The organism is Mycobacterium kansasii ATCC 12478 (assembly GCF_000157895.3).
GTDB classification, from domain to species: domain Bacteria; phylum Actinomycetota; class Actinomycetes; order Mycobacteriales; family Mycobacteriaceae; genus Mycobacterium; species Mycobacterium kansasii.
This window is the reverse complement of sequence record NC_022663.1, coordinates 2,422,007-2,442,498: the sequence shown is the minus strand read 5'-3', so window position 1 is coordinate 2,442,498 and position 20,492 is coordinate 2,422,007. Positions and strand designations below refer to the sequence as shown.

The window sequence follows — 20,492 nt, the reverse complement described above, 5'->3', positions numbered from 1 at the left end:
TTAGGGGGTACCCAAACCATCGCGGTATGGTATTTGCACGGAAGTTGGAAGGGGCTGCTCGGCCACCGCATCACGCATGGACGCACCGGTAGCGTGGTCGCTCACTCGGTTGCTGCGCAACGGCGGGATTGGCGAAACGTGACGAAGAAGCGATGATTGGAGCAAGGAGCTTGAAGACACAGCGGCGCGCAGACCAGGTTTCGGATTCACAGTGTTTGCCTGTCGACCGCGAACCGGGGGTCAGGGCATGCCACATTGACGTCAGTCGTCATGTGGCAACATTCGATGGTCTTGGCGCCCAGCGATATCGATGGAACGAGTGTGCATCGTGACCGCCAGGACGTGGCTCCACACCGCCTTCGTGCCGCGGGACAACAAGCCCATCACCCGCCCGGTGTTGCTCGGTGTCGTGACGATGGCCAATCTTATGGGTATCGGTGTGGTGTTGCTTCTGGTAACCGTAGCTATACCCGTGCCCAATGTGTTCGATCCGCACGTCGTGTGGATTTCGGAAGAGGTTGTGCCACTTTATGTTGCCGCTTCGATTGGGCTGGGCTGGGTGTGGATTACCAAACGTATCCTTGACCAACTGCGTTGGAAAAACGACGACCGGCCGCTGACGGCCAAAGATCAACGCAACGCCTTCCTGGCGCCATGGCGGTTGGCGTTGGTTCCGATTGTGCTGTGGACCATCGGTGCCGTCTTGTTCGCGCTGCTTTACGGAAGCGTGAGCTCCGAGTACATCCCAAAGTTTGTCTTTGGTTTTAGCTTCAGCGGAATCGTGTTGTCGGTGAGCTGCTACTTCTTCGCCGAGTTGATGCTTCGGCCCGCGGCTGCCGTCGCACTTGAGGCGGGGCGTCCAGTGCGGCGGCTTTCGCCCGGTGTGATGGGTCGGGCCACGGCATCGTGGCTGTTCGGTTCCGGTGTTCCGTTGATCGCCATCATCTTGGCGGTGGCGTTCGCGCTACTGGAAAGAACCATGAACGTCACCGAGCTCGGTGCGGTGGTGCTATTGCTGACGATGGCGGCCTTCGTCTTCGGTTTGGCGTCCAACCTTATCGCCGCATGGCTCACCGCTACGTCGGTGCGAGATGTGCATTCTGCGTTGCAACGCGTGGAGGGCGGCGACCTCGAATGCCAGCTGGAGGTGTTCGACGGAACCGAACTCGGTGAGCTGCAGCGCGGGTTCAATGCAATGGTCGAGGGGCTTCGGCAACGCGAGCGCATCCGTGATCTGTTCGGCCGACATGTCGGACGCGATGTGGCGGCCGCCGCCGAAGGACAACAGATCGAACTCGGTGGTGAAGAGCGCTATGTGGCAGTACTTTTCGTGGATATCATCGGCTCCACCCGCTTGGTAACGGCCCGGCCTCCAGCCGAGGTCGTCCGGCTGCTCAACTGTTTTTTCGCCGTCATTGTGGAGGAAGTCGGCCGCCGCCACGGCCTGATAAACAAGTTTCAGGGCGACGGCACTTTGGTGGTCTTTGGCGCACCGGCGGGTGTCCGTTCTCCGGAAACCGACGCGCTGGCCACCGCTCGAGCCATTGCACACCGACTCGCCGCCGAGGTGCCCGAGTGCCAGGCCGGTATCGGCGTGGCCGCCGGAATAGTCCTGGCGGGCAACGTAGGTGCTTACGAACGATTCGAATACACCGTCATCGGCGAGCCAGTCAACATCGCTGCTCGACTGTGTGAATTGGCAAAAACGGAGCCGCACGGCATCCTTGCTTCAGCCCAAACCGTGCAGGCCAGTGACGCCTACGAACAGACGATGTGGGATCTGGGCAGGCAAGTTGTGTTGCGCGGTCATGGCAAGCGGACCAGATTGGCCAGCCCAAGCCAAGCGCCGCACGAGCGGATCGCAGCGCTATGTGCCGGGACACACCGAAAATGATCGAATCGTCTTGATCATCAGCCGATCCGCTGCGCGGCAGCGGCAGCTGAAATTGTCGCGACACGCTGTGACGAGCTCTTCGGATCGGGGAGTGGCAAATCTGCGCCGGCTTCACCATTATTGCAGCGATCGTCGCAGACTGCGCAATTCCTGTTCATTGGTCGCTGCGCGGCCACGGTGCACGAAGGGCGGGGCACCGACTCGCTAACCAGCCATTTAATGAGCGCATCTGGAAAAGTATTCTAGTCAGGACGTGCATGAGGATTCACGCTTCACCGCTCCGGGGCTACCAGGGGTGCGGTGATCGACAATTTATTCGAATGGAACGAAGGCGTCAGCGCACTCATATTCGGAATTCCCTTGATGCATCCCAGCGGCGCTCGCGGTCACCGGGAATTCGCGATCCACCTTGCTCGGTGCCGGTGCCAACGACCCAGGGCGGCAAACAAACTCGTGCATCGACCATCGGCTGGCTGCTGTTATTCTCTATCTAAGGCATAAATGGCGTACCCGTTCAAGTCAACGGTGTGCGCAAGTACATCCAATCTAAGGAAGGTTGCGAATGGGTTCAGGAACTGAGCTCTGCGACAAGACGACGAAGATAATTTCTGGGATACTCTTGTCTATGGGATCGGGAGTTCCCGACCCGGGTGACATCTTCACCACCGGATCGTCTTTGTTGAGGCAAGTCAGCGACAAGATGGAACTGGCCATACCTGGCGCCAACTGGATTGGTGCATCGGCGGCGGCGTATTCGAGTCAAAACCTCGCTCAGCAACTCCGTACGAAGGCGATGAGCGACATCGACAAGCTGGCCGGCAATCTGGTCTCAAACCAGGCCAGACACATCCGCGACGCACGTAAGGTGTTGTCGGCAATGATCACGATGGTCAATGGTGTGCGGAAGGCCTGCAAGAAGCTTGAAAAGGTGCCACTTGTCGGCAAGGGCTTATCACTCGCGCTCGCGGTACCGCCATGCGGCACTGCGATGTCTGTGGTCGGTGGGGCGCTGCTCTATTTAACGCTCACGACCATGAACAACGTGATGAACCTCAAGGGATTGCTTGGCAGGCTGATCGAGATGTTGACCGCGCTGCCGAAGTTCGCCGGGCTACCGAAGCTACCGATCCCCGGTCTGCCGGAGATTGCGTGGCCGCCGAAATTGCCTGAAATTCCGATCCCCGGTCTTCCGAGCATCCCGGGGCTGCCCGAATTCAACTGGCCACCAACCCCAGGCGCTCCCGACTTCACGCTGCCGATCCCGGGGCTGCCCGAATTCCAATGGCCGTCTATGCCAGGCTTTCCCCAATTCAACTGGCCGCGCCCCGGATTTCCTATCCCCGGGTTTCCCGGTTTGCCTGGGCTTCCGACGATTCCCGATGTCTTCCCCGGACTTCCGGGATTGGACGACTTGCTGTCGGGCGTCGGGATATTGGGCAGGTTGCCTACCTGGGTAGAGGTGGCTAGCTTGCCGGAATTTCTGGCCGGCTTCGCCGGGCTGCCCAGCTTGGATTTCGGCGAGCTGCTGAGCTTTGCGCAACTGCCGGCAGTGGGTCAGCTCACTGAAACCATGAATCAGCTGGCTCAGCTAGCTTCGGCCGGTGGCCATTCCAGCAACATCGTCAACATGGCAGGTCAACAAACACCGATGATCTCGTCGCTGGCGCGGCAGAGCGGGCCGCCGCAAGGCATCCTGGGCGTCGATACCGATAACGAAGTCAGAACGGATGCTGCCGCAGGCGCCACTGTCGAGCGCGCGCCTATCGACACCGCGAGTGACGGCACCCAACTGGAGAGGCGGCTTGCGTGACGGGACAATCCGCGCCACGCGGGCCGTACCGCCCGGCACCGCGCGATCCGGTCGGCTGCAAGAACGGGCCGCAGGCGACTGGGCGCTTGAGGGCGCTCCCGTAGTTCGAGTTACTTTCTCCCCCAGGCAATGTCGTTAATAGTCGCTTAGCCAGCGGCGCGATCAGGCCTGCCGGCAACGGATGGCGCTTGCGACCCCGCCGCAACGGCGGGGTCGTGCTGCGCTTTCGAGGTCACATTCACACCTTTGCGGCGACCGGTGGCAACGGTTAGACAATCACCCCATACGTGTGATGTGTGCGGGACAAGAACCGGGTCCTTGCCGGCGCGCCACCGCTTCCCGGCGAGGACCTGCCCACAGTTCGTCGTCGTCGGCGACTCGAGCGTGAAAGTCACCGGACTCCAAGGCATTCAGCACTGCTCGTGCGACCCGTGCGTACCATTGGGCGACGTCGGTGGGATAGTCGGCGTAGCTGCCGTTTTCCCGCAGGATGGGACCCTCCACCGTGGCAATGTCGGTGACGCCGTCGAAATCGCGCCGGTAGGGTTTGCCCAGTCGCGCCGCCGTCGTCGCGTCGATGGTGGCGTCCAGTTTTACCCATCGGTTGCCGAGATGGGCTTCGCCGAGGGAGTGCCACGGCAACGGCCTGCCGGATTTGCCTCCCCACAGGGCGCGGACCTCCGGGGCGAGAAACTCCTTGTCCGGGGAGCTCAACGTCTGGAAGGCGATGCGGGCCGGCACGCCCACCGCTCGGCATAGGGCGACGAACATGCTCGCCTTTCCCATGCAGAAGGCGACACCGTGCCGGAGCGCGTCGCTGGCCCGGTGTTCGCCCCGGGCGAGGTAGCGGAATGCGGCAAGGATGTCGTAGGGCAGATCACGCACATAGTGATAGATGCGTCCGACCCGCTCGATATCGGATGCGGCGCCGGGCACCAGCGCGGTGGCCGTCGCGCGGACCAGCGGATGGTCGGCGTCGATGTAGTCGGTCGACACCAGGAACCGCCCCATATCGCGGGCAACGGTCATGAAGCCCTGACCCCCGATTTGAGCAGCGGGATGATGTCACGACCGATGGCGTGCAGATAATCGGACTCCATCACCCGCGGAACCGTGAAGAGGAAGTGGGTGACCCCGCCGTCCAGGTACTCGCGGATGCGCTCCGCGCAGCGATCCGGGTGCCCGACGATGAGGCCGGACGCCGGAATAGAGGCGAACTCCAAGCGAATTCGCGCCTCGTCCGCAGCGGAATCGGTCGGTGCCAGCAGTACCGTCACCGACAGCTGCAGACTGGACGGGTCACGGCCGGCCGACTCGCAGGCCCGGGTCAGGAAACCCCGGCGTTGGGACACCTGCTGCGGTGACCACCACCGCACGTTCAGACCTTGCGCCAGCTTGGCCGCGATGCGGTGTACTCGGTCCCCCTCACCCCCGATCCACAATGGCGGGTGGGGCCGCTGGATGGGAGGCGGATCGCAGATCGCGCCGTTCAACGTGTAGAACCGGCCGGCAAAGGTGGGGTTCGGCTCGGTCCAGACCGTCCGGATCACCTCCAGGGCTTCGGCCAGTGCGGAGACTCGGTCACCCACCGGCGGAAACGGAATGCCGTAGGCCTCGAACTCGCGCTGAAACCAGCCTGCGCCCAACCCCAGATCGAGGCGTCCCTCGGAGATCACGTCGAGAGTGGCGGCCATTTTGGCCAGCACCGAGGGATGGCGATACGAGTTGCACAGCACACTGGTGCCCAGGCGCAGCCGGGTGGTGTCGCGAGCCAGCGCCGTCAAGGCCGTCCAGCCTTCCAGCAGGGGAAGCGATGTCGGCCGTGGTTCCCGGCCGGTTTCAGCGGACTGGCTGCCGATGCCGGCGTCTTTGACGTAGTCGTCCGGGCTGACGGTCAGGAAATGATCGCAGAGCCAGATGGAGTCGAATCCGTAGTGCTCTGCGGCTCGCGAGACGGTGACCATATCGGGGTAGCTGCTGACCGCCAGCCCGTTGACCGTCAGCGCCAGGACAAGTCCGAAGTGGGGGTCATTCGATCCGGCAATCTTCATGGGAATTACGACCTTTCGATGATTCCGGCACCCGGCTCGGGCAGCGTTCGCGGCAGTGTGACGGAGAACCGGTACCGATCGGGGCGGTAATGGAACACCACCACCTCGAGCGCTTTGCCGTCTTCGCCGTAGCTGGTGCGGTCGAGCACCAGCACCGGCGCGCCCACCGGCAGCTCCAACGCCCCGGCCACTTCGGCGGATGCGCCGGCCGCCGATATGTCGTGGGTGGCCTTGGCAATCCGGATGCCCAATCGTTGCTCCCACATGGTGTAAGTGGTTTCGGTATCGAGGGCACCGGATAATAGTGGTTCCACAGCATCGCCCACACTCGGCGGTAGGTAGGCGGTGACCAGCGCCAAGGGTTCGTCGCCCGCGCTGAAGCGCCGGCGAATACCCAAGACCTCCGGCAATGCCAGTGCCGCGGCTATGGGTTGCGGTGGCGCGCAGACGCTTTGGGACAGCACCTCCACTCGCGGGGTGACACCGGAGCTCAGCAGCACCTCGGTGATGGTTCGCACCCCCGAACCGAGTTCTTGCCTGACCGGATCGGCGACGAAGGTGCCCAGTCCCTGCCGACGGACCAGCCACCCCTGACGCTCGAGGATCCCCACCGCGGAGCGTACCGTCACCCGGCTCAGCCCCGACTTGTCGATCAGCTCCCGTTCGCTGGGCAGCCGACCACCGCTGGGCAGCCGTTGTTTGACGATCTGCGTCTTGAGTGCCTCGGCAAGCTGGGCGCTCACCGGCACGCTGCCGCGCGATATCCGGAACTCGGCGGCATCCAGGTCCAGCTTGACACTCGTCATAGGACGTATTAAAACGTCTTATCGCGTCGGCCGTCAAGGGCTGACGGCACACCTGCCCGGAAGGTCGTCACAATGTCGTCGTCAATCGCGGTCATCGCCCGGTTCAGCCCCCGTCCGGAATCGATGGACGCGCTGCGTGTCCTGCTTGCCGGGATGACCGGGCCGACCCGCGCCGAAGACGGGTGCCGCACCTATGACCTCTACGAAAGCGCCGACGGCGCCGAGTTGGTCCTGTTCGAGCGTTATCGCGACCACAGCGCTCTCGACGAGCACCGGGGCTCCGCGCATTACCGGAGTTACCGCGAACAGCTGCCCGCCCTGCTGAGTAAGCCGATCGCGGTCACTGTGCTCAGCCCACTCGACGAGGCGACCGGATCAGAGCGGATACAGCCCCGGTAGGTTGACCACGATCGGCTCCTGGGTGCTGCGCGCGATGACCACCTCCGCGGGCGTGGTGGGGTCGGGGTTCTCTTCCCGGTGCGGCAGATACGGCGGGATGAAGATGTAGTCACCGGGCCGGGCTGAGATGCGCACCTCCTGGATGCCGTCGTGAAACACGAACTCGGGATGGCCACTTCGTACATAGATTGCGGTTTCCGAGTCGCCGTGATGGTGGTTGGCCGACGCCGTTTCGGGCGAGACGTGCGTCTCGCCCATCCACAGCTTCTCGGCGCCGACGGAACGTCCGCTGAGCGCGGCAAATCGCCGCATCCCCTCTGATTGTGCTGTGTCGGAACTGATTTCGGATGATCTGACATGGTGTACCCGGTTGCGCGCGGCCACGCCCGGCGTTGCGTCGCGGTGAAATTCCGGGTGAAAGGCGTCCGAGGTCACCATGAGCACTCCCTTGCCAGTTCATGTCCGACCACCGCGACGCGCAGGTCCGACAGACTGCAGCGATCCGGGACGTTGTGCCGGACCGGGCCGGCGCCGAGCACGGCGTCGCCGTAGGAATCGTCGGGCATCTCCCAGTCCTTTCGCCGGTCCTTGTGTCGACGCTACGCCTCCAGCAACCAAACTCGTGGCGAATTGACGCCAGATCGGCACGCCGGCAACAGGTTTGCAGATTTGCTGATTATCGCCGCCCGGCGGGACTAAGTTTGGTGGATCCGCTCCTGGCGAGTAGAGGAGTCATGATGCCGCCAAATTTCGCGTTGTTGCCGCCGGAAGTCAATTCGGCACTGATGTTCGCGGGCGCGGGCCCGGCGCCGTTGCTGACGGCGGCCGGCGCCTGGGACGCGCTGGCCGAGGAGCTGAGCCTGTCGGCGGCCGAGTTTTCTGCGGTGACGGCGGGCCTGACCGCCGGATCGTGGCAGGGTCCGGCCGCGGCGGCGATGGCGGCCGCGGCGGCCCCGTATGCGGCGTGGCTTGACGCAACAGCGGCGCAGGCCGCCGGGGTGGCAGGTGGTGCCCGAGCGGTCGCCGGGGTGTTCGAGGCGGCGCAAGCCGCCATCGTCCACCCCGCGGCGGTGGCGGCCAATCGCTCTCGGGTGGTGTCGCTGGTGTTGTCGAACCTGTTCGGGCAGAATTTCCCGGCGATTGCGGCCTTCGAGGGCGCCTATGAGGAGATGTGGGCCCAGGATGTGGGCGTGATGGCCGGTTACCACGCCGGTGCCTCGGCGGCAGCCGCGCAGCTGACGTCCTGGCAGCAGTCGCTGTCCAGCGCACTGGGGCTCCCGCAGAACATCGGTGTCGGCAACAACGGCAGCGGCAACGTGGGCAACGGAAACCACGGTGACGCCAACGTGGGCAATGGAAACGCCGGCAATTCCAATGTGGGCAGCGGCAACACCGGTAGCTCCAACCTGGGTAGCGGCAATACCGGCAGTTCCAACCTTGGTGGCGGCAATCGCGGCGACAGCAACGTGGGCGGCGGCAACTCGGGCACCAGCAACGTCGGCGGCGGCAACAGCGGCACCCAGAATGTGGGCTTCGGCAACGAAGGAAACGCGAACATCGGCGGGGGCAACAAGGGCGATGGGAATGTCGGTTTCGGCAACGTGGGCCCCACGAACAGCCCCGCGCACAACAACATCGGCAGTGGAAACACCGGCAGCTTCAACCGGGGTTCGGGCAATACCGGGGATTCGAACTGGGGCTTCGGCAACACCGGCAATGGCAATATCGGCTTCGGCAACACCGGGAACGGGAACATCGGCTTCGGGCTCACCGGAGACAATCAGATCGGTATCGGTGGGCTCAACACGGGAAGCGGGAACATCGGGTTCGGCAATTCGGGCACCGGAAACATCGGCTTTTTCAATTCCGGCACCAACAACGTCGGCTTCTTCAACTCGGGTTTTGCCAACGTCGGTTTTGAGATATCGGGGACAAACAATACCGGCTTTCAAACCACGGGCGGCACCGTCACCGGTTTCTGGAATACCGGGCTGCAAGATACCGGCTTCGGCAACACCGCCGGGGAAGCCACGGGTGCATTCAACTCCGGCCGCAACGCCACCGGTTTCTTCAACTCGGCGAACGAGAATACGGGCATGTTCAACTCGGGCCGGGGGAACACCGGCTTTTTCAACTCGGGTGAGCGAAACACCGGCTTCTTCAATGCCGGCGCCACGAACACCGGGTTCGGCAATTCGGGCAATATCAACACCGGTGGCTTCAACTCCGGCAACCTGAACACGGCCATCGGGCAGGTGGGCGACGGGCCCGGCCAGAGTTCGGGCTTCGGAAATCTGGGCACCGGCACCTCGGGCTTTTTCAACCAGGGCGACGATACCTCGGGCTTCACCAACGCAGCGGAGAAGTCATCTGGCGCGCGTAACTTGGGGCCGTTGGGTTCCGGCTTCAACAACTTCGGCTTCGGCGGCTCGGGCTTCTATAACTCAAGCGATAGAGGTTCAGGCTTCTTCAATGGTGTCAACGATGGCGTGGGATTCCAGAACTCGGGGTTCTTCAACATCGGTATTCGCAACTCGGGCGTCGGAAATATCAGTGAATTCCCCGGCACCGATAGCGGCCACTCGGGCTTCTTCCACCGCTGAGCTGCCATCGGCGCGGATCTCGTTCCGGGCGAGCCGGAGCTAATACCAGCCCGGCTCTTTGACCGGGAACATGCCGGGGTCGAAATCCAGCTTCGATCTGGCGACTGCACCAAGTTCGCCCAGCAGCCTGATGAGTTCGTCGCGACCGTCGTCACCGAGGCGTTTGCGGATCGCCCGGTCTAGGGCAGCCGCTTTGCGCAGGCGCGCAGTGACGTACTCGATGGCTTTCGGTGCGAGCTCGACAACCTTCTCGCGCTGGTCGGTCGTCGACGGCTTGACATGCACATAGCCGCGACGACGCAAGTCGGCGACAACCTTGCTGGCGGCCTGGCGACTGACGCTGAACTGCCGCCCCATTTGGGAAATCGTCACGGGCTCCGGTTGTGCATACAGCGCGAACACATAGATCATCGGGAACTGTAGATCCGGAAAACCCGCGGCCTCCATTTCGACATCAATTCGCCGGGAATAGCTCCACCAGGCAATCCGCAATGCTAGGCCGAGTTCTGTCTGCGGTGCTCGGGTGCTTGGTCTGGCCGCCACGATCGACAGCATAGGCGATGGGCTTTACGGCGGCCGTCGTCACACGCGCTGGAGCCACTGCGGCGGCAAGACGCTGGCCGGGCGACGCGACGGCGGCCAACGGCACCGCGGCGTCTCTGCGACTTCACGGTAACGGTTCTGTCAATCATGATTGACAACATGGGCAGCGCGGTCATAGCATCATATTGTCAACTGCTGAAGACAAATTGTGGGAGTGAACCGCGTGGATGCAGCTGCCGCCGGAAACGGCGAGCAGGCCGGGGCGACGATGCCGCCGGGCGCGGAGCCGTCCTCGCCCCACTACGAATCACTGTGTGCCACGGACGTTTCAGCGTCGACGCTCTCGCAAGATTGTAGTGGGGCTCGTTTCGGCCAACCTCGAAAGGTATTCGGAATGTCGAAGATCCGTATCATTTCGGCCGGTGTTCTCTGCGCCGTTGGCGTGTCGCTAGCGGCAGGCCCGCTGGGTAGCGCGGTAGCTTCCGCCGACCCCGGCCCGCCACTTCCGCCCCCGACGCAGGACGTCGGGCCCGGTGCGGGCGGCGGCCCTCCGGGTGAGCAGGCGGGCCCTCCGGGCCGGCACGCCGGTCCTCCGGGTGAGCAGGCGGGCCCTCCGGGCCAGCAGGGGGGTCCTCCGGGTCCGTTGGCGGGCCCGCGGGGTCGACGCGGCGGTCCTCCGGGTGCGCAGGCCGGTCCGCCCGGTCAGCAGGCCGGGCCTTCGGGGCCGGTGGGCGGTCCGCAGCCGGCCGTGGGTATGCCGCCACACTGACGCAGCGGCACGCGCCGGGGTGCCGCCGCCCAACCACTGACCACCACTGACCAGGGCACGGCGAACCGCTGCAGTCAACGGGTTTCAACACGGTCCGCAAAGGCCCGCCGAGGACACCGGGCTCGCAATTCGAAAGGAAAGCTCAATCGATGTTGACAGAACAATCCATGGCGCTCGCAGATGTCGGGGGCGTGAACTTCGACGCCGCAGATCGACTGGCAATCATGAACTTGTTCGGTGCTTACGCCTACACGTACGACCAAGACAGGCTTGACGACTTTCGTGCCTTGTTCACCGATACGCCGGAGCTTGTCTTGCTGCACGACAACCGCGAGCTTACGGCGGACATCGATACCGTGATGCGGTTGCTCTCGGCACGGAAATCGGGTTTCAGGGCCGCCGGAAACAAACGGCGTCACGCCCTGAACTCGTTGTGGTTCACCGGCCAAAGCGCCGATGAAGCTACCGGGCACTGCTACGTCCAAGTATTCTCAATCCGGCAAGGCGGTTCGCCCGTCGCCGACCTCACCGGCTGTTACGACTTCACCGTGGTCAAGCAGCAGGGCGTGTGGCGGATCAGTCGATGGGTCGTGACCGCCGACCAGACCGAAACCGGACTCCCGAGCGACGCCGGCTCGGCAAGCGTGAGCACGGTGTCGTCAGTCGCTTAGGCGGCGCGGGGGCCGGTGCGCAACAGCAGCGAGAGGACGCGCATGGCCCCCACCGAGGAAATCATCACGCCCGGGGGCGATCTCGAAGCCGTGATCAGCGCCATGATGCGCAGCGAGCCGCCCGCCGCGCAAGTCATCGATCGCGTCGCCGTGCAAATCCACCGGAACGTCGTGGTGACCACCCTGTGTAAGCCGCAGGCGCACAACGCATTGAACCTGGCCGCCTGGCGGCGCCTGAAGCTGCTGTTCGACGACCTGGCACGCGAATCAGACCTGCGGGTGGTGGTTATTCGCGGCGCGGGCGATGCGGCGTTCGCCGCGGGCGCCGACATCAGCGAGTTTCCGCGCACCCGGATGACCGCCGTGGACGCGGCGACCTACAACGAGAGCGTCGCAGCCTGCCTACGGGCCGTGACCGCACTACCGGTTCCGGTCATCGGAGCGGTCCGCGGACTTGCCGTCGGTGGCGGCTGTGAACTGCTCGCCGCCTGCGACGTCCGTATCGCGGCCGACGACGCGCGCTTTGGCATCCCGATCGGCAAGCTCGGCGTCACCCTTGGCCTCACTGAGTCCGACACCGTAGCCGGGCTCATCGGTCCGGCGGCCTTGAAGTATCTGTTGTTCAGCGGAGAACTGGTCGACGTCGAGCAGGCCGCGCGTTGGGGTTTGGTGCAGAAGGTCGTCGCAGCAGCCGAATTGCCGGACGCGACAGCCAAACTGGTCGGCCAGATCTGCCGGCAATCGGCGGTGACGATGCGCGCGACGAAAGTGGTTGCCAATATGCACGGTCGGGCGCTGACCGCGGCCGACACCGATGCCCTGATCCGATTCGGTGTCGAGGCCTATGAGGGGGCCGACGTGCGGGAAGGGGTGGCCGCCTTCAGCCAGCGGCGGCCACCGAGATTCGGTGACAGCCAGGAGATCTGAGGTTTCAGCGCAACCGGACGACGACGCGCTGTGGCGGCTCGAACTGACCGAGCTTGCCGCGCTTATTCGCACCCGGCAGGTCAGTTCGGCGGAGGTGACCGATGCGACGCTGCGCCGAATCGAGAAGCTCGATGCGGGGCTGAAAAGCCACGCATTCGTCATGGCGGACTCCGCGGTCCAGGCCGCTCGCACTGCCGACGCTGAACTCGCCCGGGGGCTCTGGCGGGGAGCCCTGCATGGTGTGCCAATCGGTGTGAAAGATCTCTGTTACACCGCCGACGCCCCCACGGGCGCAGGCACCGTCATCCGTCGCGAGTTCCGGTCGTCGTATGACGCCACGGTCGTGGCGAGGCTGCGCGCTGCCGGTGCCGTGATCACCGGCAAGCTGGCCATGACCGAGGGCGCATACCTCGCATACCACCCCGACATTCCGGCACCGGTCAATCCGTGGGACCCGGCGACCTGGGCCGGCGTGTCCTCGAGCGGCTGCGCCGTGGCCACCGCGGCGGGGTTGTGCTTCGGTTCGATCGGTTCGGACACCGGGGGGTCGATCAGGTTTCCGACGAGCATGTGCGGGGTTACCGGGATCAAACCAACCTGGGGCCGGGTGAGTCGGTATGGAATCGTCGAGCTGGCAGCAAGTTTCGACCACGTCGGACCTATCGCCAGAAGCGCTGCGGACGCGGCGGTCCTGCTGAGCGCCATTGCCGGATTCGACGTCCGCGACCCTATGTCATCGCGAACGCCCGTGCCCGACTATGCGGCTGACCTCGCGCTGAGCCGGGTCCCCCGGGCCGGTGTGGACTGGTCGCAACTGTCCGGTTTCGACGACGACACCACATCCATGATGGCCCAGGTCGTCACGACACTGGAAGGAATCGGTTGGCCGGTCGTCGAGGTCACGCTGCCCGCGCTGGATCGGATGGTCGACGTGTTCGCCAAGATGCGCGGGGTCGAGACGGCGATCGCGCATGCCGAGACCTATCCGGCACGTGCCGACGCGTACGGACCGGTGCTGCGCGGGCTGCTCGACAACGCGCGAAACCTGAGTGCCGTTGAGTACCAAGGGCTGATAATCCGCCGGCGGGAGTTCACCGAAGCGCTGCAGCGGGTGTTTACCGACGTGGATCTGGTGTTGCTGCCCAGCGCCGGTCTGGCGTCGCCGACGGTGGCCGGCATGCGGATGCTGGGTGTGGACCCGGTGCTGTCCGCCACGTTGGCCAGACCGACTGCCCCGCTCAATGTCACTGGTAACCCGGCGATATGCCTGCCCGCGGGAGTCACGTCGCGCGGAACGCCGCTGGGGGTGCAGTTCGTCGGCCGTCATTTCGCCGAGCAGTTCCTGGTCCAATGCGGGCACGCGTTCCAGCAGGCCACCACGTTCCACCGGCGCCGTCCGCAACTGTGAATCCGCCGGTATCGACCCGCTTCAGTCCGAGGGCGGGCTGAGCGCCACCGAAGCCTCGGCGGTGTAGCACAGGAAGGTCAGGGTCTCCTGTAGGTAGAGCTGCACGCTGTCGGCGTCGTGGCTGGTATAGCCGATCGCGACATCGGTGCCCAACTGCAGGTCGAAGTCACCCCCGCGGGTGGTCAGCACGAAAGCGCCGTCGATGGCCGGCGCCCAGATGATGTCGCCGTCGACCAGCCGGTTCAGGTGCTCGCGAATCGGGTAGCCGTGTTCGGTGGTTTCGCTGACCTTGGTGTAGACGTCGGCGGCCAGCAGCACCGAATACGGCCCGTCGACGCCGGCCAAGCGCAGCTCGGTCAACGCCTGCGAGATGACATCCGGGATTTCGCGCGGGTCCTCGGGCAAGGTCAGTGGCCGGTTCGAGCTGGCGCTGCGGATGCCCTCGATGGAGGCGGCCGCGTAGCCCTCGAAGATGGTGCGGTCCTCGACGAACGCCAGCTTCTTGGCGGCCGCCTTCACCGGATCCCAGTCCGAGTCCTGCGAACCGCGCTCGACGTCGTCGATCTCGTTGCGCGACAAGGTGAACGGAACCCGCAGCCGCACCAGGGGCTTGCTGGCGCGCAAGTGGGCGATGACGCCGTCGGTAGGCGCGGTGACGTCGATCAGCCGGCCGGTGCCGACGGCCGCCGAAGCCGGTCCGCCCGGACCGCTGACGTCGACCACCCGGCGCCCGGCGAGGTGCCGCTTGAACGTCCGCGTTGCCTCCAATTCGATTTCGGCCCAAGCGGCTTCGGTGACCGGAGCCAGTTCGCGGTACAGGTTGTTCATCGGGAGGTTCCTTTCAGGCTGCCGATCGAGAGTGAACCGTCTTCGGGGGCCGGCGCGGCCGGCCGAGCGGGTGCCGGTGATTGGGGCAGGGCCGGTGGATCGTCGAGGAAGTCCATGGTGGGGGAGAAGAACAGCCCGCCGGTGACCGCGGTGGAGAAATCCAGAATGCGGTCCGTGTTGCCGGGAGGCTCGCCGAGAAACATGTTGTGCAGCATCCGCTCGGTGACCTCGGGGGCGCGGGAATAGCCGATGAAGTAGGTGCCGTACTCGCTCTTGCCGACCTCGCCGAACGGCATGTTGTGCCGCACGATCTTCAATTCGGCGCCGTCGTCGTCGGTGACGACATTAAGCGCGACGTGCGAGTTGGCCGGCTTCACGTCGTCGCCGAGTTCGATGTCTTCCAGCTTGGTGCGCCCGATCACCCGCTCCTGCTCGGTGACCGACAGCGAGTCCCAGGACCGCATGTCATGGACATACTTCTGCACGTGCACGTAGCAGCCGCCGGCGAACGCCGGATCCTCGTCACCGATCGCGGTTGCACTGACAGCCGTTGGGCCGCTTGGGTTTTCGGTGCCATCGACGAAACCCAACAGGTCGCGGTTGTCGAAGAAGCGGAATCCGTGCACCTCGTCGACAACGGTGACCGCGCCGGCCATCGCGTTGAGAATGCGCCCGGCCAATTCGAAGCACACATCCATGCTTTCGGCGCGAATGTGGAACAACAGGTCCCCCGGGGTAGCCGGCGCGGTGTGCCGCGGCCCGTGCAGTGCGACGAACGGATGCAGCTTCGCCGGTCGCGGGCCGGAAAACAACCGGTCCCACGCGTCGGAGCCGATCGAGGTCACCACCGACAGATTCTTGTTCGGGTCGCGAAACCCTATCGCGCGCACCAGGCCCGAGATGTCGGCCAACCCGTCGTGCACGGACGCGTCGCCGCCGTCGTCGATGGTGGCCACGAGAAAGATCGCGGCCGGCGTCAAGGGCGTGAGGATAGGCTGCGGCTGAACCGATGGCACTCTGCCGACCCTAGCGTGAACCATGCAGTCCCCGACAGCGATGATGGTGGGCATGTCCGGCGGGCCCACACCCTCAGCCAGCGCGCGAGGCCTCTGCGAGTTCATCGACGCCTCGCCGTCGCCGTTTCACGTGTGCGCCACGGCGGCCCGGCGGTTGCTGGACGCCGGGTACACCGAACTCGCCGAAACCGACCGCTGGCCGCGGCAGCCGGGCCGTTACTTCACCGTGCGGGCCGGCTCGCTGGTCGCCTGGAACAGTCAGCTCGCCACCGGCACCCCCGCCCCGTTCCGGATCGTCGGCGCGCACACCGACAGCCCCAATTTGCGGGTCAAGCAGCACCCGGACCGGCTGGTCGCCGGCTGGCAGGTGGTGGCGCTGCAGCCCTACGGGGGCGCGTGGCTCAACTCCTGGCTGGACCGCGACCTGGGTATCAGCGGGCGGTTGTCGGTGCGGGACGGCTCGGCGGTGCGGCACCGGCTGGTCCGCATCGACGAGCCGATCCTGCGGGTGCCGCAGCTGGCCATCCACCTGGCCGAGGACCGCAAGTCGGTGACGCTGGACCCGCAACGGCACGTCAACGCGGTCTGGGGCGTCGGCGACGCGGCCGGTTCCGTCATCGGCTATGTCGCGCGGCATGCCGGGGTGGCCGAGGCCGACGTGCTGGCCGCCGATCTGATGACCCATGACCTGACACCGGCGGCGCTGATCGGGTCTGACGGGTGCCTGCTGAGCGCACCCCGGCTGGACAACCAGGCCAGTTGCTATGCCGGGCTGGAAGCACTGCTGGCCGCGCAACCACGCGAGGTGCTGCCGGTGGTGGTGATCTTCGACCACGAGGAGGTCGGCTCGGCTTCGGACCGCGGCGCGCAATCCAACCTGCTCAGTGCCGTGCTGGAACGGATCGTACTGGCCGGCGGCGGGGCCCGGGACGACTTCCTGCGGCTGCTGCCGGCGTCGCTGCTGGCGTCGGCCGACATGGCCCATGCCACCCACCCCAATTACCCCGATCGGCACGAGCCGGGCCACCTCATCGAAGTCAACGCCGGACCGGTGCTCAAGGTGCACCCGAATCTGCGATACGCCACCGACGGGCCTACCGCCGCGGCCTTCGCGATGGCCTGCCGGCAGGCCGGGGTGCCGCTGCAGCGCTATGAGCACCGGGCCGACCTGCCGTGCGGGTCGACCATCGGGCCGCTGGCGTCGGCCCGGACCGGCATCCCTACCGTCGACGTGGGCGCCGCCCAGCTTGCGATGCATTCGGCGCGGGAGCTGATGGGCGCCGCCGACGTGGCGGCCTATTCCGCAGCCTTGCAAGCATTTCTGTCACCCGGGGCATAGGGTCTTGGGGTATGACGCTCAGCGTGGAGATGGTCACGTTCGACTGCAACGACCCGGCGCGGCTGGCCGGCTGGTGGGCCGAGCAGTTCGGCGGGGCGACACGCGAGCTGCTGCCGGGCGAATTCATCGTGGTGATCCGCGACCAGGGGCCGCGCCTGGGGTTTCAGAAGGTGCCCGATCCCACGCCCGGGAAGAACCGGGTGCACCTGGATTTCACCGCCGAGGACGTGGATGCCGAAGTGGCGCGGTTGACGGCCGCCGGCGCCACCGAGGTGGAGCGGCACCAGTTCGGCGAGAACTTCCGCTGGGTTGTGCTGACCGACCCGGAGAGCAACCTGTTCTGCGTGGCGGGGCAGTGACCCAGGCGTCTCGCCGAGCGTGACGTGGCTGCGAGAATTGCGCGCTGATCGCGCGCTGACGTCACGCTCGGCGAGAAAGACCGCCCGACCTAGACTGTCTGGCGTGACGAGCGCGCACCGGCACGTGATTGACACCGTCGAACACGCCGCCACCACCCCTGACGATCCGCAACCCTTTCACGAGCTGGGCCTCAAAGACGACGAATATCAGCGGATACGCGAGATCCTGGGCCGCCGGCCCACCGACACCGAGCTGGCCATGTACTCGGTGATGTGGAGCGAACACTGCTCGTACAAGTCCTCCAAGGTGCACCTGCGCTACTTCGGCGAGACCACCACCGACGAGATGCGCGCCGGGATGCTGGCCGGCATCGGCGAGAACGCCGGCGTCGTCGACATCGGCGACGGCTGGGCCGTCACCTTCAAGGTCGAATCGCACAACCACCCGTCCTACGTCGAGCCTTATCAGGGTGCGGCCACCGGTGTCGGCGGCATCGTGCGCGACATCATGGCCATGGGCGCGCGCCCGGTCGCGGTGATGGACCAGTTGCGGTTCGGCGCGGCCGACGCCCCCGACACCCGCCGCGTGGTCGACGGCGTGGTGCGCGGTATCGGCGGCTACGGCAACTCGCTGGGCCTGCCGAACATCGGCGGGGAGACCGTGTTCGACCCGTGCTATGCCGGAAATCCGTTGGTCAACGCGCTCTGCGTCGGCGTATTGCGCCAGGAGGACCTGCATCTCGCGTTCGCCTCCGGAGCCGGCAACAAGATCATCCTGTTCGGGGCGCGCACCGGGCTCGACGGGATCGGCGGGGTTTCGGTGCTGGCGTCGGACACCTTCAGTGCCGATGGCGCCGGAGCCGCTGCCCGCAAGAAGCTGCCATCGGTGCAAGTGGGCGACCCCTTCACCGAGAAGGTGCTCATCGAATGCTGCCTCGAGCTCTACGCGGGCGGGCTGGTGATCGGCATCCAGGATCTGGGCGGCGCCGGGCTTGCTTGTGCCACTTCGGAATTGGCTTCTGCCGGGGACGGCGGTATGACGATCCGGCTCGACGCCATGCCGTTGCGCGCCAAGGACATGACCTCGGCCGAGGTGCTGTGCAGCGAGTCGCAGGAACGCATGTGCGCGGTGGTCGCCCCGGAGAACGTCGACGCCTTCATGGCGGTGTGCCGCAAGTGGGAAGTGCTGGCCACCGTGATCGGCGAAGTCACCGACGGGGACCGGTTACGGATCAGCTGGCACGGCCAGACCGTCGTCGACGTGCCGCCCCGCACCGTAGCCCACGAGGGCCCGGTGTACCACCGCCCGGTCGCCCGCCCCGAATGGCAGGACGCCCTCAACGCCGACACCTCGGCCGCACTGCCGCGCCCGGCGACCGGCGACGAACTGCGCGCGACTTTGCTTGCGCTGCTGGGCAGTCCGCACCTGTGCAGCCGCGCGTTCATCACCGAGCAGTACGACCGGTACGTGCGCGGCAACACCGTGCTGGCCGAGCATGCCGACGGCGGCGTGCTGCGCATCGACGAGTCGACCGGCCGCGGCATCGCGGTGTCGACAGACGCGTCCGGACGCTACACCCTGCTGGACCCCTACACCGGCGCCCAACTCGCGCTGGCCGAGGCGTACCGCAACGTCGCCGTCACCGGCGCCACCCCGGTCGCGGTGACCGACTGCCTCAACTTCGGCTCACCGGAAGATCCCGGCGTGATGTGGCAGTTCGCCCAGGCGGTCCGCGGGCTCGCCGATGGCTGTGCGGCCCTGGGCATTCCGGTGACCGGCGGCAACGTCAGCTTCTACAACCAGACCGGGTCCACCGCGATCATGCCCACCCCCGTGGTCGGGGTGCTTGGTGTCATCGACGACGTGAACCGGCGTCTGCCCACCGCGCTGGGCCGTGAGCCCGGTGAAATGCTGATGCTGCTGGGCGAGACCCACGACGAGTTCGACGGATCGGTCTGGGCCCAGGTGACCGCCGACCACCTGGGTGGCCTGCCGCCCAGAGTCGACCTGGCCCGCGAGCGGCTGCTGGCCGAGGTGCTGCGCTCGGCCTCGCGCGACGACCTGGTGTCCGCGGCGCACGACCTGTCCGAAGGCGGGCTGGCCCAGGCCGTCGTCGAAGCAGCGCTGGCAGGTGAAACCGGTTGCCGGATCGTGCTTCCCGAAGGAACCGACCCTTTCGTGATGCTGTTCTCCGAGTCGGCCGGGCGGGTACTCGTCGCGGTGCCACGCACCGAGGAGAGCCGGTTCCGGGCGATGTGCGAGGCGCGCGGCCTGCCCGCGGTTCGCATCGGCGTCGTCGATCAGGCCTCGGAGGTCATCGAGTTCCACGGATTGTTCACGGTGTCGCTGGCCGAACTGCGCCAGACGTCCGAGGCGGTGCTCCCGCGATTCTTCGGGTAAGTCGGCTTCGCGCAACATCTTTGGCCGCCGGCCTGGTCGGCTGGAGCTTTGTCGCGCCGCGGCTGCCCACTGCGTGGCGGGTAGGGTTGCAGGCCGGGCTCGGGTGCTTGCTGGTGTGGCTGACCCGGGCGCCCGTGGGTCTTCGGCCGCCACGGCTGTGGGCGGGTTTGCGACTGGGAGCGGCGGCCGCGGCGGTGACGACGACGGCGATCGCGGCGAGCGCACCGGTGCCCGTGGTGCGCTTGTCGATGTCCGAACGTGAACTGCCGTCGTCGGCGCCGGGCTGGCTGGTGCTGCACATCCCCTTCGGGACCGTGTGGGCCGAGGAGGCCGCGTTCCGGGCGGCGCTGGCCACCGCCGGGACCCAGGCATTCGGACCGGTGGGCGGACGGCTGCTGCAAGCGGGCGCCTTCGGCCTTTCCCACATTGCCGACGCGCGCGCGACGGGCGCGCCGGCGGTGCCCACGGTGCTGGTCACCGGCCTGGCGGGCTGGGTGTTCGGATGGCTCGCCGAGCGCTCCGGCAGCCTGGCGGCGCCGATCCTGACGCATCTGGCGATCAATGAGGCCGGCGCGGTCGCGGCGCTGGCCGTCCAGCGGCGGCAGGCGAGCGCTGCGGGCACGCTGGCACGCCGTTATACTTGACGCGCTGTTTCCCAGCGATCACCA

The 20,492-nt window shown here is 65.9% G+C and carries 19 protein-coding genes; 11 read left to right on the top strand and 8 right to left on the bottom strand.

The window, feature by feature from the left end:
- The first annotated feature begins 328 nt into the window (after positions 1–328).
- Entirely contained in the window at positions 329–1,894 is a 1,566-nt protein-coding gene (locus tag MKAN_RS10500; protein WP_225722881.1) for an adenylate/guanylate cyclase domain-containing protein, read from the top strand.
- A 562-nt stretch (positions 1,895–2,456) separates the two neighbouring features.
- Positions 2,457–3,704, top strand: a complete 1,248-nt coding sequence (locus MKAN_RS10495) for an EspA/EspE family type VII secretion system effector (RefSeq protein WP_042312147.1) — start codon at positions 2,457–2,459, stop codon at positions 3,702–3,704.
- A 276-nt stretch (positions 3,705–3,980) separates the two neighbouring features.
- Here the strand turns inward: MKAN_RS10495 and MKAN_RS10490 are convergent, their stop codons facing one another.
- Genes MKAN_RS10490 through MKAN_RS10480 form a run of 3 tightly spaced genes read right to left on the bottom strand, consistent with a single transcriptional unit; the run spans position 3,981 to position 6,561 of the window.
- Positions 3,981–4,733: a transglutaminase-like domain-containing protein gene (locus tag MKAN_RS10490; RefSeq protein ID WP_023368063.1), complete on the bottom strand. Its 753-nt coding sequence runs from the start codon at positions 4,731–4,733 to the stop codon at positions 3,981–3,983.
- Positions 4,730–5,755 (bottom strand): TIGR03560 family F420-dependent LLM class oxidoreductase, encoded by a 1,026-nt coding sequence (locus MKAN_RS10485; RefSeq protein WP_023368061.1) that lies wholly within the window; start codon positions 5,753–5,755, stop codon positions 4,730–4,732. The genes MKAN_RS10490 and MKAN_RS10485 overlap by 4 nt, the downstream gene beginning before the upstream one ends.
- Positions 5,756–5,760: 5 nt before the next feature.
- A complete protein-coding gene (locus MKAN_RS10480) occupies positions 5,761–6,561 on the bottom strand; it encodes an Rv0792c family HTH-type transcriptional regulator (protein ID WP_023368059.1) in 801 nt (266 codons plus the stop codon).
- 72 nt (positions 6,562–6,633) lie between these two features.
- On the opposite strand from MKAN_RS10480, the gene MKAN_RS10475 reads away from it, so the two are divergent.
- Positions 6,634–6,960, top strand: coding sequence for a putative quinol monooxygenase (locus MKAN_RS10475; protein WP_023368057.1), 327 nt, complete (start codon positions 6,634–6,636; stop codon positions 6,958–6,960).
- Here the strand turns inward: MKAN_RS10475 and MKAN_RS10470 are convergent.
- Complete coding sequence (locus MKAN_RS10470; RefSeq protein WP_023368055.1) at positions 6,937–7,398, bottom strand: cupin domain-containing protein; 462 nt, start codon at positions 7,396–7,398, stop codon at positions 6,937–6,939. The genes MKAN_RS10475 and MKAN_RS10470 overlap by 24 nt on opposite strands.
- Positions 7,392–7,526: a hypothetical protein gene (locus MKAN_RS32550; protein WP_023368053.1), complete on the bottom strand. Its 135-nt coding sequence runs from the start codon at positions 7,524–7,526 to the stop codon at positions 7,392–7,394. The genes MKAN_RS10470 and MKAN_RS32550 overlap by 7 nt, the downstream gene beginning before the upstream one ends.
- 171 nt (positions 7,527–7,697) lie before the next feature.
- Between MKAN_RS32550 and MKAN_RS10465 the strand changes: the two genes are divergently transcribed.
- Positions 7,698–9,563, top strand: a complete 1,866-nt coding sequence (locus tag MKAN_RS10465) for a PPE family protein (RefSeq protein WP_036395503.1) — start codon at positions 7,698–7,700, stop codon at positions 9,561–9,563.
- Positions 9,564–9,602: 39 nt separating this feature from the next.
- On the opposite strand, the gene MKAN_RS10460 is transcribed toward MKAN_RS10465, so the two are convergent.
- Complete coding sequence (locus MKAN_RS10460; RefSeq protein ID WP_225722880.1) at positions 9,603–10,106, bottom strand: MarR family winged helix-turn-helix transcriptional regulator; 504 nt, start codon at positions 10,104–10,106, stop codon at positions 9,603–9,605.
- Positions 10,107–11,024: 918 nt separating this feature from the next.
- On the opposite strand from MKAN_RS10460, the gene MKAN_RS10455 reads away from it, so the two are divergent.
- From MKAN_RS10455 to MKAN_RS10445, 3 genes are read left to right on the top strand one after another with little or no spacing between them, the layout of a single operon-like run.
- The gene (locus tag MKAN_RS10455; RefSeq protein ID WP_023368047.1) at positions 11,025–11,546 is read left to right on the top strand and encodes a nuclear transport factor 2 family protein; all 522 of its coding nucleotides are present in this window, start codon (positions 11,025–11,027) and stop codon (positions 11,544–11,546) included.
- 42 nt (positions 11,547–11,588) lie between these two features.
- Positions 11,589–12,473 carry an enoyl-CoA hydratase/isomerase family protein gene (locus tag MKAN_RS10450; protein WP_023368045.1) on the top strand — a complete coding sequence of 295 codons (885 nt, stop codon included), beginning with the start codon at positions 11,589–11,591 and terminating at the stop codon, positions 12,471–12,473.
- Positions 12,454–13,881, top strand: coding sequence for an amidase (locus MKAN_RS10445; protein WP_023368043.1), 1,428 nt, complete (start codon positions 12,454–12,456; stop codon positions 13,879–13,881). Before MKAN_RS10450 ends, MKAN_RS10445 begins: the two co-directional genes overlap by 20 nt.
- A gap of 21 nt (positions 13,882–13,902) precedes the next feature.
- Here MKAN_RS10445 and MKAN_RS10440 read toward each other — a convergent pair whose 3' ends face one another.
- The gene (locus tag MKAN_RS10440) at positions 13,903–14,709 is read right to left on the bottom strand and encodes a family 1 encapsulin nanocompartment shell protein (RefSeq protein WP_023368041.1); all 807 of its coding nucleotides are present in this window, start codon (positions 14,707–14,709) and stop codon (positions 13,903–13,905) included.
- Positions 14,706–15,749, bottom strand: coding sequence for a Dyp-type peroxidase (locus tag MKAN_RS10435; RefSeq protein WP_172836681.1), 1,044 nt, complete (start codon positions 15,747–15,749; stop codon positions 14,706–14,708). Before MKAN_RS10435 ends, MKAN_RS10440 begins: the two co-directional genes overlap by 4 nt.
- 28 nt (positions 15,750–15,777) lie before the next feature.
- Between MKAN_RS10435 and MKAN_RS10430 the strand changes: the two genes are divergently transcribed.
- The 4 genes from MKAN_RS10430 (at position 15,778) to MKAN_RS10415 (ending at position 20,468) form a co-directional block, all read left to right on the top strand.
- Complete coding sequence (locus MKAN_RS10430) at positions 15,778–17,064, top strand: M18 family aminopeptidase (protein ID WP_036395506.1); 1,287 nt, start codon at positions 15,778–15,780, stop codon at positions 17,062–17,064.
- A gap of 11 nt (positions 17,065–17,075) precedes the next feature.
- Positions 17,076–17,423, top strand: a complete 348-nt coding sequence (locus MKAN_RS10425; protein ID WP_023368036.1) for a VOC family protein — start codon at positions 17,076–17,078, stop codon at positions 17,421–17,423.
- Between the two features lie 124 nt (positions 17,424–17,547).
- Complete coding sequence (gene purL / locus MKAN_RS10420) at positions 17,548–19,824, top strand: phosphoribosylformylglycinamidine synthase subunit PurL (protein WP_023368034.1); 2,277 nt, start codon at positions 17,548–17,550, stop codon at positions 19,822–19,824.
- A complete protein-coding gene (locus MKAN_RS10415; RefSeq protein WP_103798007.1) occupies positions 19,812–20,468 on the top strand; it encodes an Rv0804 family intramembrane glutamic endopeptidase in 657 nt (218 codons plus the stop codon). Before purL ends, MKAN_RS10415 begins: the two co-directional genes overlap by 13 nt.
- Positions 20,469–20,492: the final 24 nt, after the last annotated feature.